Raw genomic sequence first — 13,681 nt, forward strand, 5'->3', positions numbered from 1 at the left:
CTGACGAACCGGCCTTGCTGCACTGCAAGCGCCGGTTGTACTGCTTCCCCCAGCTGCGCGCGCTAGCCGGCCCGCCGCGGCATCCCCACAATCCGGCCCCTTGCTGTTGCTGTCTCGATTCAAGGTGCCCGGCCCTCGCGAGCCGGTGCACTGTGGCGTGCTTTCCCATAAGTCCGATCCAGAACGAGGAGACAATCCCATGCAGCCCAGCCATGCCCGCGCATCCTTCCGTCGCACCGCCCTGTCTGCTGCCGTTACCGCTGCCCTGGCCGCGCTGACGCTGGCGGCCTGCGGCAGCGACGACGGACCGCCCTCGAACACCGGCACTCCACCCAGTCCGACGCAGAACCCCAACAACCGGCCGAGCTTTGTGGTGGGGACGATCGGCATCCAGACCTATGACGGCGTCAGCGATGACCTGGCCACTGGCGGGTTGGGCAAGGATGGCATTGGCGGGACGGCGCCGGTCTTCGCGGACCCGAACAATCCGACGGCGGCGGAGTTGCGGCGCAATGCCATCTTCACGAACTACCGCGCCATCGTCGATGTCAATCCGGCGGGCGGATACGGCTCGCTCTACGGCCCGAACGTGGATGCGCAGGGCAATGTGACCAGCGGGCAAGGCAAGGTGCCGGGTGTCGAATACATCGCTTACTCCGATGACGGCACGGGTCGCCAGAACGTGACGCTGATGGCACAAATTCCGGATACGTTCGACCGCAACAATCCCTGCATCATCAGCGCTACGTCTTCAGGGTCGCGCGGCATCTATGGCGGCATCGCGGTAGGTGAATGGGGCCTGAAACGCGGCTGCGCCGTGGCCTACACGGACAAGGGCACGGGTGCGGCGCCGCACGACCTCGACAGCGACACCGTGCCGCTGATCAACGGTACGCGGCAGGGCCGCGCCGGCGCGGGCAAGCTGGCGCAGTTCGCCGCCCAGCCGGGCAGCCAGTCGCTGGCCGATTTCACCGCCGCCTACCCGCACCGGCAGGCGTTCAAGCACGCGCATTCGCAGCAGAATCCCGAGGCCAACTGGGGCAAGAACACGCTGCAGGCCATCGAGTTCACGCTGTTCGCCATCAATGACAAGTACGGCACGATGGGCTCGGACGGGGTGCGGCAGGCCACGTTCTCGGCCTCCAATGTGCTGGTGATCGCGTCGGCGGTTTCCAACGGCGGCGGCGCGGCGATTGCGGCGGCGGAACAGGATACGACGGGGCTGATCGACGGGGTGGCGGTGGGCGAGCCGAATGTGGAAATGCCACCCAGCCCGGCCATCGTGGTGCGACGCGGTGGCGTACAAGTACCGGCCTCGGGCAAGCATTTGTACGACTACACGACGACGGCGAACCTGTTCCAGCTTTGCGCGCGGCAGGATGTCAACCTTGTCAACGCCCCGTCGGCTGGCGCGCTGCTGCAAGCCACGAACCGTTGCCAGTCGCTGGCTGACAAGAACCTGGTCACCGGCGCGACGACCGACGACCAGTCGGCTGCCGCCCGGACGGCGCTACGTAACGCGGGTTGGGAGTCGGAATCGGATGACCTCTATGCGTCGCTGTCGGCACTCGAAGTCGCAAGTTCGATTTCGGTCACCTATGCGAACGCCTATGCACGCGCCAGCGTCACTGACCGGCTCTGCAACTACAGCTTTGCGGTGACGGGTTCCGATTTCAAGCCCCTCGCGATCCCTGCCGCAACGCTGGCGCAGTTCTTCTCCACCGGCAATGGCGTGCCGCCTAGCGGCATCGTCACGCTGATCAACGATGCCAACCCGTTGCCAACCGGCCCGATCAAGGATTTCGCGTCGACTTCGCCATCCACGTCCCGCGCGGACGCCAATCTCGACGGCGCCCTGTGCCTGCGCAATGCCCTGACGGGCAACGCTGCAGTGCAGGCCGGTATTGCCGAGACGTACCGTAACGGCAACCTGCGCGGCAAGCCGACCGTGATCGTGCATGGCCGCAACGATGCGCTGCTGCCGGTGAATCACACCTCGCGACCTTATCTCGGGTTGAACAAGTCGGTGGAGGGTAGCGCCAGCAAGCTCTCGTATATCGAGGTGACGAACGCGCAGCACTTTGACGGGTTCATCGATGTGCTGCCCGGCTATGCGGCGCGATACATCCCGCTTCACCTGTACCTGAACCGGGCGCTCGACTCGGTCTACGCCAACCTGCGCAACGGCACGGCGTTGCCGCCGTCGCAGGTGGTGCGGACCACGGCGCGGGGCGGCAGCAACTCTGCTGCAGTCGGCCCGCAGATTCTCCCCTCCAACGTCCCGCCGATGGCCGCCACCCCGGCAGCCGGTGACGTGATCACGGTCAGCGGCGCGACGGTGGATATTCCCAACTAAGCGCTAACCAAACCCCAACTGACTGGCTTTCTGTCGGCGCCACAGCACAACCTTCCGGTTTTCCGCCGGAAGGTTGTCAAAACTGCAACAGCGCCGCTTGAAATGTCAAGGCAAAGCCCTATCTTTCCGGAGTACCGTGTCCGGCAGGGCTTTCGCGCAAGAGCAGCCGTCGAGCTGTAACCTCGCATCCCCGCAACAGGACACACTTTCACTATTGAGAGAGGGCACCTGATGCGTATCGACAAACTTACTACCCGGTTCCAGGAAGCACTGGCCGAGGCGCAAAGCCTCGCGCTCGGCAACGACAACCAGTACATCGAACCCCAACACCTGCTGCGTGCACTGCTGGCGCAGGACGATGGCTCTGCGCGCACGTTGCTGTCGCGTGCCGGCGTCAATGTGGCCGGCCTGCAGACCGCGCTGGACGCGGCCATCAAGCGGCTGCCGCAGGTTCAGGGCACCAACGAGATCCAGGTTGGTCGCGACCTGAACAACCTGTTGAACGCTACCGAGAAGGAAGCGATCAAGCGTAACGACCAGTTCATCGCCAGCGAACTGTTCCTGCTGGCCGTGTCCGACGACAAGGGCGACACGGGGCGTATCGCACGCGAGAACGGCCTGTCGCGCAAGTCGCTGGAAGCGGCGATTACCGCCGTGCGCGGTGGTGACGGGGTAAATAGCGCCGATGCCGAATCGCAGCGCGAGGCACTGAAGAAATACACGATCGACCTGACTGAGCGGGCTCGTGCAGGCAAGCTCGACCCGGTGATCGGCCGCGATGATGAAATCCGTCGCGCGATCCAGATCCTGCAGCGTCGCACCAAGAACAATCCGGTGCTGATTGGCGAGCCGGGCGTGGGCAAGACCGCCATCGTCGAAGGGCTGGCGCAACGTATCGTCAACGGCGAGGTGCCGGAGACGCTCAAGAACAAGCGCGTGCTGGTGCTGGACATGGCCGGCCTGCTGGCGGGCGCCAAATATCGCGGCGAGTTCGAGGAACGGCTCAAGTCCGTGCTGAGCGACGTGGCCAAGGATGAAGGCCAGACCATCGTCTTCATCGATGAAATCCACACGATGGTGGGCGCGGGCAAGGCCGAGGGTGCGATCGATGCGGGCAACATGCTCAAGCCGGCGCTGGCGCGTGGCGAACTGCACTGCATCGGCGCCACCACGCTGAACGAGTACCGCAAGTACATCGAGAAGGATGCAGCGCTGGAGCGCCGCTTCCAGAAGGTGCTGGTCGAAGAGCCGAGCGTGGAGGCGACCATTGCCATCCTGCGCGGCCTGCAGGAAAAGTATGAGCTGCACCACAAGGTGGAGATCACCGATCCGGCCATCGTGGCAGCGGCCGAGTTGTCGCACCGCTACATCACGGACCGGTTCCTGCCGGACAAGGCGATCGACCTGATCGACGAGGCGGCGGCGCGCATCAAGATGGAAATCGACTCGAAGCCCGAGGCGATGGACAAGCTCGAACGTCGCAACATCCAGCTCAAGATCGAGCGCGAGGCCGTCAAGAAGGAAACCGACGAGGCATCGCGCAAACGTCTGGAACTGATCGAGCAGGAAATCGTGCGGCTGGACAAGGAGTATGCGGACCTCGACGAGATCTGGCGTGCCGAGAAGGGCGCTGCCCAGGGTGCTGCCGCGCTGAAGGAAGAGATCGAGAAGATCAAGATGGAGATCACGCGCCTGCAGCGTGAAGGCAAGCTCGACAAGGTGGCTGAACTCCAGTACGGCAAGTTGCCCGAACTGGAAGGCAAGCTGCAGGCCGCGAACAAGGCCGAGGCCAATGCCGAGAAGCAGCCCAACAAGCTGCTGCGCACGCAGGTGGGCGCCGAGGAAATTGCCGAGGTGGTCAGCCGCGCCACGGGTATCCCTGTGGCCAAGATGATGCAGGGCGAGCGCGAGAAGCTGCTCAAGATGGAAGACCGGCTGCACAACCGTGTGGTGGGGCAGGACGAGGCCGTGCGGCTGGTGTCCGACGCCATCCGCCGCTCGCGTGCCGGACTGTCGGACGAGAACAAGCCGTATGGCTCGTTCCTGTTCCTGGGGCCGACCGGCGTGGGCAAGACCGAACTGTGCAAGGCATTGGCCGAGTTCATGTTCGATTCCGAAGAGCACCTGATCCGCATCGACATGAGCGAGTTCATGGAGAAGCACAGCGTGAGCCGCCTGATTGGTGCGCCGCCGGGATACGTGGGCTATGACGAGGGCGGCTACCTGACCGAAGCCGTGCGTCGCAAGCCGTACGCGGTGATTCTGCTCGACGAAGTCGAGAAGGCGCACCCGGACGTGTTCAACGTGCTGCTGCAGGTGCTGGACGATGGCCGACTGACCGATGGCCAAGGGCGCACCGTGGACTTCAAGAACACCGTGATCGTGATGACGTCGAATCTCGGCTCGCAGATCATCCAGTCGATGTCCGGCGAGCCGCAGGAAGCGGTGAAGGGCGCCGTCTGGCAGGAGGTGCGCACGCATTTCCGGCCCGAGTTCCTGAACCGGATCGACGAGGTGGTGGTGTTCCACGCGCTGGACCAGAAGAATATCGAGTCCATCGCCCGCATCCAGCTGCAACGCCTGCAGGCCCGCCTGGCCCGCATGGACATGACGCTGGATATCACCGAGATGGCGCTGGAGAAAATCGCCAGCGCGGGCTACGACCCGGTGTTCGGCGCACGTCCGCTGAAGCGCGCGATCCAGCAGCAGATCGAGAACCCTGTGGCCCGCGCCATCCTCGAAGGCAAGTTCGCCGCCAAGGACGTGATTCCGGTGGACTACAAGGATGGCGAGTTCACGTTCGGACGGCTGGTTCACTGAGGCCGCTGAACCGCTGAACCGCTGATCGGCCGATCGGCCGATCGGCCAGTAGCAAGGCAAAGCCCCCGCCCGCCATCACGGCAGGCGGGGGCTTTTTCGTGGAGGCCCGCAGATGGAGTGATCGCCATTTGCCTATTACGAGAACGTAGCTATTTGTCGACTTTCCAGCTTTCCGTCCCGGCTTGCCGAGCAATTGATTTGCATCAATTCAGGAATCGGGGCAAATGGCTACTATTCACTCCGTCATGGAGATGCGGGGGCGCTCTTCATGACTTGTCTACCCGTTTCCGGAATGGAAACTTGGCCCGCAGCGCTTCTCCGGCGCTGCGGGTTTTTTCTTTTGGGCGTGTCGCTGACGGCTCTTCCCCCATCCCCTCGCATACCCATATTCCCGCCCGGTCTTATGCACTTTTCGTGCTTGGATCGATGAAACCATTCGTTCCGTTCAGATAGCCCGGCCGGTAGCCTGTCTTCCTGACAGAAGCCCGACCGTGCCGATTACCGACGCCGCGCCGGGCCGATATTTTTCACGACATTCGATATCTGACGGGAGCAACTGCAATGATTCGCAAACTGGCTATTGGCCTGGCCGTACTGTCCGCCCTCGGCGCTGCCCAGACCGCCTTCGCCGCCACCAATCTGCTGAACGTGTCCTATGACCCCACGCGCGAGCTGTACGTGGACGTGAACGCCGCGTTTGCCAAGGCGTACAAGGCGCAGGGTGGCGACGCGGTGCAGATTCGCCAGTCGCACGGTGGCTCGGGCAAGCAGGCGCGCTCGGTGATCGATGGGCTGGACGCCGACGTGGTCACGCTGGCGCTGGGCTACGACATCGATGCCATTGCCGAGAAGGGCCTGATCAAGCCGGACTGGCAGAAGCGCTTGCCACACAACGCCTCGCCGTACACCTCGACCATCGTGTTCCTGGTACGCAAGGGCAATCCCAAGGGCATCAAGGACTGGAACGATCTGGTGAAGCCGGGCGTGCAGGTCATCACGCCAAACCCGAAGACCTCGGGCGGCGCGCGCTGGAACTACCTGGCTGCGTGGGGCTATGCACTGCGCCAGCCGGGTGGCAATGAAACCAAGGCGAAGGAATTCGTCGGCCAGTTGCTCAAGAACGTGCCGGTGCTGGATTCGGGCGCACGTGGCGCCACCACGACGTTCGTGGAGCGTGGCCTGGGCGACGTGCTGATCGCCTGGGAAAACGAAGCCATCCTGGCCATCAAGGAACTGGGTCCGGAGAAGTTCGACATCGTGGCGCCGTCGGTCTCGATCCTGGCCGAGCCGCCGGTGGCTGTGGTCGACAAGGTCGTCGACAAGAAAGGCACGCGCAAGGCTGCGGAAGCCTACCTGCAGTTCCTGTACACCGACGAAGGCCAGGAAATCGCGGCCAAGAACTACTACCGTCCGATTTCCGAGAAGGTGGCGGCCAAGTACGCGGCCAACTTCCCGAAGGTGAAGCTGTTCACGATCGACGAAGTGTTCGGTGGCTGGGCCAAGGCCCAGAAGACCCACTTTGCCGATGGCGGTTCGTTTGACCAGGTCTACCTGCCTGGCAAGCGGTAATGCCTGATGCCGGGGCGGCTCGTTGCAGCCCGCCCCGGCGCGCCTGAAAAGGGAGCCTGCGATGTCCGCTGTCCATACTGCCTTAGCCGTCTCAGCTTGCCGCGCTGTAGCCGCTGTACACGCCTTGCCCAGCCGCATCGCCATGGGGCGATGTCCCGCCTGAACTGAATTCCAAAGCCTGACGTCTGGCATGCCGCCTGTCGACTCCGACACGCCGGCAGGGCGTCGTGCCGCCATCGCTTTCGTATTTCCAATTTCAGGAGTCCACCATGTCTGCTTCCGTTTTCCGCCCGATTTCACTACGACGACGCCTGCTGCTCGGCGCCCTCGTCATCGCCACTGGCCTGGCTTACGGCCTGACCGCCACCACGGCCAGCGCCCAGTCGCAGACCGTGAACCCAAAGCAGTTGCGGATCGGCTATCAAAAGTACGGCACGCTGACGCTGCTCAAGGCGCGTGGCACGCTGGAGAAGCGGCTGGCCGGGCAGGGCATCACGGTCAAGTGGACCGAATTCCCGGCGGGGCCGCAGTTGCTGGAAGGGCTCAATGTCGGCGCCATCGATTTCGGCACCGTGGGCGAAGCCCCGCCGATCTTTGCGCAGGCCGCTGGCGCGCAACTGGCCTATATCGGCAATGAGCCGCCTGCGCCGACGGCCGAGGCCATCGTCGTGCCCAAAGGTTCGACGCTGAAATCGGTGACGGACCTGAAGGGCAAGCGCGTGGCGCTGAACAAGGGTTCGAACGTGCATTACCTGCTGGTGCGCCAGCTGGAGAAGGCCGGCATTGCCTGGAGCGAGATCCAGCCCGTCTATCTGCCGCCTGCCGATGCACGTGCAGCATTCGAGCGCGGTGCCGTGGATGCCTGGGTGATCTGGGACCCGTTCCTGGCTGCCGCCGAAAAGCAGTTGGGTGCCCGCGTGCTCGCCGATGGCCGCACTGCCGATGGCAAGAACGTGGTCAGCAATCACCAGTTCTATCTGGCCTCGCGCCCCTATGCGAACGCCCGGCCTGACGTGGTGTCGGTGATTCTCGACGAACTGTTCCAGTTGGGCCAATGGGCTGAGAAGAACCCGAAGGATGCCGCTCAGGTGCTGGTCAAGGAAACCGGTCTCGATGCTGGCGTGCTCGATCTGGCCGTCTCGCGTTTCTCGTATGGCGCGAAGCCGGTCACGCCGGAGGTGCTGGCCGAGCAACAGCGCATCGCCGATGCCTTCGTGGCACTCAAGCTGATTCCCAAGTCGATCAAGGTGGCTGAGGCTGCCTGGACTGCCCCCGTCACGGCCCAGGCCCAGCGCTGATTCCATACCGATAAAGAGGCCCGACATGCAAGTTTTCTGGTTCATCCCCACCCATGGCGACAGCCGCTACCTTGGCACATCCGAAGGCGCGCGCGAGGTAGGTTTCGACTATCTGAAGCAGATCGCCGTGGCCGCCGACACGCTGGGCTACGAAGGTGTGCTGATTCCTACTGGCCGCTCATGCGAAGACCCGTGGGTGGCCGCCTCGGCGCTGGCTGCCGTGACGCAGAAGCTCAAGTTCCTGGTGGCCGTGCGGCCGGGTTTGATGACGCCAACGCTGGCCGCCCGCATGGCTGCCACGTTCGACCGCATTGCCGGGGGCCGGCTGCTGGTGAACCTGGTGACGGGTGGCGATGTGGCCGAACTGGAAGGCGATGGCCTGTTCCTCGATCATGCCGAGCGCTACGAGGCATCGTCCGAATTCATCCGCGTCTGGCGCGACGTACTGGCCGCGAGCCATGACAACGGCGAGGTAAGTTTCGAAGGCAAGCACATCACGGTGAAGGGTGCGCGCGTGCTGTACCCGCCGTTGCAGCGTCCGCATCCGCCGGTTTATTTCGGCGGATCGTCGGCAGCCGCACACGATCTGGCGGCCGAACAGGTGGAGAAGTACCTTACCTGGGGCGAGCCGCCCGCCGAGGTGGCAAAGAAGGTGGCCGATGTGCGCGCCCGTGCGGAAAAGCATGGCCGCAAGGTGAGCTTCGGTATCCGCCTGCACGTGATCGTGCGCGAGACCGAGGACGAAGCCTGGGCCGCTGCCGACAACCTGATCAGCCGCCTGGACGATGCCACCGTTACGCGTGCGCAAGCCGTGTTCGCCAAGATGGATTCCGAAGGGCAGCGCCGCATGGCCGCGCTGCATGCTGGCGGTGCCAACCGTTCGCGCGAGGCGCTGGAGATCAGCCCCAACCTGTGGGCTGGCGTGGGGCTGGTGCGCGGCGGGGCGGGTACGGCGTTGGTCGGCGACCCCAAGACTGTTGCGGCGCGGATCGAGGAATACGCAGAACTCGGTATCGATACCTTCATCTTCTCGGGCTATCCGCATCTGGAGGAAGCGTACCGGTTCGCCGAACTCGTGTTCCCGCTGCTGCCGCGCCGCGTGCGCGACAAGCTGCCGGGGCAGGTGCTGTCCGGGCCGTTTGGCGAAGTGATGGCGACGGGCATCGTGCCGCGCGCGTCGCAGAGCTAGGGGAGGCATCACCATGTCTATTCCCAACACAAGAACGAACGCAAGATCGGACGCAACTGCGCGACGCAGCGTGCACGCCATCGGCCAGGCCATCGCGCCGTGGATCGTGCCCGTGCTGCTAATCGTCGGATGGCAGGCCGCCTCGCAACTGGGCTGGCTGTCGAACCGCGTGCTGCCCGCGCCGTTGGCCGTGGTGGAAGCCGCCTGGGGCCTGGCCGTCTCGGGCGAACTGTGGCGCCATGTCTGGGTCAGCACGTGGCGGGCGCTGGTTGGGCTGGCGGTGGGCGGCGGGCTTGGCCTGCTGCTGGGGCTGCTGACCGGCACATTCCGCCCGGTGGCCACACTGCTCGACAGCACGCTGCAGATGGTGCGCAACATTCCCACGCTGGCGCTGATTCCGCTGGTGATCCTGTGGTTCGGCATCGACGAGACGGCCAAGCTGTTCCTGGTGGCGCTGGGCGTGTTCTTCCCGGTGTACCTGAATACGTACCACGGCATCCGCGCGGTGGATCCGGCGCTGGTCGAGATGGCGCGCAGCTATGGGTTGTCTGGCTGGCGCCTGTATCGCGAGGTGATCCTGCCCGGCGCGCTGCCCAACATCCTGGTGGGCGTGCGGTTTTCGCTGGGGTTGATGTGGGTGATCCTGATCGTGGCCGAGACGATTTCGGCGCAGTCAGGTATCGGCTACATGACGATGAATGCGCGCGAGTTCCTGCAGACCGATGTGGTGCTGGTAGGCATCCTGCTCTACGCGCTGCTGGGCAAGCTGGCCGATGTGCTGTCGCGCTCGCTGGAACGGTTCTGGCTGCGGTGGCATCCGGGCTACCAGGCTCACTAATTACTAGGAGAACCCCATGCAAACGCTCTATCCGATGGAAGCCGCTGCGGTGGCCTGGATTGACGCAGGGCTGGCGGCCCGTGAGGCGGCTCGCGACGAACAGCGCACGGCGCGCGAGGCGCAGCGCCATGAAGGGAACGCAGGCGCTGAAGGTGGCATTGCGCTGCACGTGCGGCAGGTGGTCAAGCGTTATGACGGCCGCGAGGTGCTGCACGGCATCGACCTCGATGTCACGCCGGGCGAGTTCGTGGCCATCGTCGGCCGGAGCGGCTGCGGCAAGAGCACGCTGCTGCGGCTGGTGGGCGGACTGGAAGCGGCCGATGACGGCACCATCGCGCTCGATGGACAGTCGGGTCGCACGGAGAAGACCCTGCGCGACAGCATCCGCGTGATGTTCCAGGACGCGCGGCTCCTGCCGTGGAAGCGCGTGCTGGACAACGCGGCGCTGGGCCTGCCGCGCGAACGGCGCGACGATGCCGCCGCCGTGCTCGAACAGGTGGGTCTGGCGGATCGCGCGGGAGAATGGCCGGCGCGGCTCTCCGGCGGTCAGCGTCAGCGCGTGGCGCTCGCTCGGGCGCTGGTCCACCATCCGCGCCTGCTGCTACTCGATGAGCCACTCGGTGCACTCGACGCGCTGACGCGCATCGACATGCAGGCATTGATCGAATCGCTGTGGCGCCGGCTCGGCTTTACGGCGCTGCTGGTTACACACGATGTGTCCGAGGCCGTGGCGCTGGCGGACCGCGTGGTCCTGATCGAGGATGGCCGCATTGCACTGGATCAGCGCGTGCCGCTGGACCGACCCCGCCAGCGGGGATCGGCGGCGTTCGCGCAACTTGAGGATGCCGTGCTGCGCCGCGTGATGCGCCAGCCGTCGACGCCCAATCAAACGCCCCTGAATCTTCACACGTCGGTGGTCGCGGAACTCCTATGATGGTCAATCAGGCGATTCGCGCATCGACATGGACTTGACCCATGACCCTTGCTTCCGCTGCTTCTGCTCTAGCGCCACTCGAACGATATCTCGAAACCCTGCCACGCGAGCCGGTGCCTGGCCGCGAGCTTTGGCGCGACGCGCGCGGCCAGGTGCAGGGCCAGTACTTCAACTGCTCGCTGACGAGCGCCTTCGAGCCGCTGGCCACGCTGGCCGACCGTCAGGTGGTGGCGCACGAAGGCACCATCCGCACCTATGCCGGCGACGGCGTGGGGCTGGCCGCGTGGAAGCTGTTCGCGATGGCTGCGGACGATGCCTCGCTGGTGTCGCTCGACCGCCTCTCGCGGCTGGTGCATGCGATGAACTACTTTGCGGCGCACGGTGAACACCGGCTCGTGCTCAACGTTCACAACCGGCTGCTGGCGGCCGTGGCCGATGACCACGGCGCCGCGTTCCGGCGCGCGCTGGAATCTCTCGGGCTGCCCGTCGATCGCTTTGTGATCCAGGTGCCGGCGAGCGCCAACGACGATCTGCCGCTGCTGCTGCACGTGGTGGGCAACTATCGCCGCAACGGGTTTGCCGTGAGCCTGCAGGCATCGGACCCGGCAGAAGCCGGCGCGCTGATGGCGCATGCGTTGCCTGACTGGCTCAAGCTCGACATGCGCCGCACGTGGACCGATCGCCAGCTCGCGGGCCTGCGTGCCAGTGCCGATGGGGCAGGCGTGACGCTGATCGGTCGGCGGCTCAATGACGACGAGATCGTGGAGCGGCTCCAGAATGCGGGCATCGCGCTGGGGCAGGGCGAGGCCGTAGCCGGCGGCCCGGTGCAGGCACGACATCTGCATGTGCACGAAGCAGGCAGTTCCAGGACGTAAGACGCCAGGAGGAGGAAAGCATGGGAGCTTCAGCAGGAGCAGGGGAAAGAGCGGAAGAAGGCGGACGGCCACGCGCCAAGCGTGGCGCGCGAGGAGAGACGAAAGCGGGCAGTGCGGCTACGCGGATCGAAGTGCCACGCGGGTTGCAGATTCTGACCGTGCCGGGGCTGCATGGCAGCGGGCCAGCGCATTGGCAGAGCCGATGGGAAGCGGCGTATCCCGATTGGCAACGCATCGAACAGCATGACTGGGGCCGGCCAAGCCTGCCGCTCTGGTCCGAGCGAGTCTCCGAAGGTGTGTCGCGTGCGCTGCGCGTGGCCTCGCGCGGCGCAGTTCTCGTGGCGCACAGTTTTGGATGTCTCGCCACCTTGCGTCAGGCGTCGCTCGATCCTGTCGGCATCGCCGGGGCTTTGCTGGTCGCGCCTGCCGATCCGGACAAATTCGGCGTCGGCGCCTTGCTCCCGACCTGGAAGCTGCCGTTTCCGACCATTCTCGTCGCCAGCACCAACGATCCGTGGATGTCGCAGCGCACCGCGTTTAGCTGGGGCACGCTCTGGGGCAGCGAGCTGATCGACGCCGGGGCGCTGGGTCATATCAATGCCGATTCAGGACTGGCGGACTGGACAAACGGCCAGGGCTTGCTCGCCACTTTGTTGCAGCGAATCGACTCCGATGGACGAATTTTGGCGTTAGGTGACGGCTCGGATACCTGGGAAGCCTCCGTGGAAGTCACCCCGACATCGCCTTATATTTAAAACATCTAAGAAAATTCGGAAAGATTCGTTCTGTTTATAAGGACGCATCTGCAAAATTTGTCTCGTACACCGGCGCCTTATGCGCCGGTTTCATATAGACGAGACACATGCCCCCATCGATATCCCTGTCGGATGCGCCGCCGCCCTCGGTGCAAGACGCGCCCAGGCGGTTGGCTCCGGCCTCCCAGCGGTTCACGGTGCTGCCCGGCTTCGGGTTGTCGCTGGGTTTCACGATTTTCTACCTGACGTTGATCGTCCTGATCCCGCTGTCGGCCACGTTCCTCAAGACGTTCACGATGACGTGGGACCAGTTCTGGACAACGGTGTCGAACCCGCGCGTCGTGGCCTCCCTGGAACTGAGCTTCGGCGCCTCGCTGGTGGCGGCCATCATCAACACGGCCTTTGGCCTGATAGTGGCCTGGGTGCTGGTGCGCTACCGCTTCTTCGGCAAGCGCTTTATCGATGCATTGGTTGACCTGCCGTTTGCCTTGCCTACGGCCGTGGCCGGTATCGCGCTGACCGCGCTGTTCGCCGGTAACGGCTGGCTGGGCCGATACCTCGAACCGCTCGGCATCAAGGTGGCCTTCACCCCGTTGGGCATCGTGGTGGCGCTGACGTTCATCGGCCTGCCGTTTGTGGTGCGCACCGTGCAGCCCGTGCTGGAAGACGTGGAGCGCGAACTGGAGGAGGCGGCAGCCAGCCTGGGCGCCACGCGTCTGCAGACCTTCTACCGCGTGATCCTGCCAGCCATCCTGCCCGCGCTGCTCACCGGGTTTGCGCTGTCGTTCGCCCGCGCCACGGGCGAGTACGGCTCGGTGGTCTTCATCTCGGGAAACATGCCGATGGTGTCCGAGATCGCGCCGCTGATGATTTATTCCAAGCTCGAACAGTATGACTATGCGGGTGCTACCGCCGTGGCCGTGGTGATGCTCGTGATCTCGTTCGTGCTGCTGCTGTTGATCAACCTGCTGCAGGCGTGGACGCGCCGCCACCAGTCTGGTGCGCGTGCGTCGGCACTGCCCGATGGCAACCCGGAGGTGAACTGAC

Annotated in this window: 10 protein-coding genes; all 10 read left to right on the forward strand. The window is 64.6% G+C overall.

Annotated elements, in window-relative coordinates; all coding sequences use genetic code 11:
• Positions 1-199 precede the first annotated feature (199 nt).
• Positions 200-2,356: a 3-hydroxybutyrate oligomer hydrolase family protein gene (locus FFS21_RS05955; RefSeq protein WP_137923991.1), complete on the forward strand. Its 2,157-nt coding sequence runs from the start codon at positions 200-202 to the stop codon at positions 2,354-2,356.
• A gap of 231 nt (positions 2,357-2,587) precedes the next feature.
• A complete protein-coding gene (gene clpB / locus FFS21_RS05960; protein WP_137923992.1) occupies positions 2,588-5,176 on the forward strand; it encodes an ATP-dependent chaperone ClpB in 2,589 nt (862 codons plus the stop codon).
• Between the two features lie 561 nt (positions 5,177-5,737).
• Entirely contained in the window at positions 5,738-6,745 is a 1,008-nt protein-coding gene (locus FFS21_RS05965; protein WP_137923993.1) for a sulfate ABC transporter substrate-binding protein, read from the forward strand.
• Positions 6,746-7,014: 269 nt separating this feature from the next.
• Positions 7,015-8,043 carry a sulfonate ABC transporter substrate-binding protein gene (locus FFS21_RS05970; RefSeq protein WP_137923994.1) on the forward strand — a complete coding sequence of 343 codons (1,029 nt, stop codon included), beginning with the start codon at positions 7,015-7,017 and terminating at the stop codon, positions 8,041-8,043.
• 25 nt (positions 8,044-8,068) lie between these two features.
• The gene (gene ssuD, locus FFS21_RS05975) at positions 8,069-9,232 is read left to right on the forward strand and encodes an FMNH2-dependent alkanesulfonate monooxygenase (RefSeq protein ID WP_137923995.1); all 1,164 of its coding nucleotides are present in this window, start codon (positions 8,069-8,071) and stop codon (positions 9,230-9,232) included.
• 13 nt (positions 9,233-9,245) lie between these two features.
• Entirely contained in the window at positions 9,246-10,070 is an 825-nt protein-coding gene (gene ssuC / locus FFS21_RS05980) for an aliphatic sulfonate ABC transporter permease SsuC (protein ID WP_171020330.1), read from the forward strand.
• A gap of 16 nt (positions 10,071-10,086) precedes the next feature.
• Entirely contained in the window at positions 10,087-11,004 is a 918-nt protein-coding gene (locus FFS21_RS05985; RefSeq protein WP_137923996.1) for an ATP-binding cassette domain-containing protein, read from the forward strand.
• Between the two features lie 41 nt (positions 11,005-11,045).
• A complete protein-coding gene (locus tag FFS21_RS05990) occupies positions 11,046-11,879 on the forward strand; it encodes an EAL domain-containing protein (RefSeq protein WP_137923997.1) in 834 nt (277 codons plus the stop codon).
• 143 nt (positions 11,880-12,022) lie between these two features.
• Complete coding sequence (locus tag FFS21_RS05995; protein WP_249359178.1) at positions 12,023-12,634, forward strand: RBBP9/YdeN family alpha/beta hydrolase; 612 nt, start codon at positions 12,023-12,025, stop codon at positions 12,632-12,634.
• Positions 12,635-12,741: 107 nt separating this feature from the next.
• Positions 12,742-13,680, forward strand: a complete 939-nt coding sequence (cysT, locus tag FFS21_RS06000; protein WP_137923999.1) for a sulfate ABC transporter permease subunit CysT — start codon at positions 12,742-12,744, stop codon at positions 13,678-13,680.
• The last annotated feature ends 1 nt before the right edge of the window (position 13,681 follow it).

Origin of the sequence: Cupriavidus sp. 2SB (assembly GCF_005503625.1) — a bacterium.
Classification (GTDB): Bacteria; Pseudomonadota; Gammaproteobacteria; order Burkholderiales; family Burkholderiaceae; genus Cupriavidus.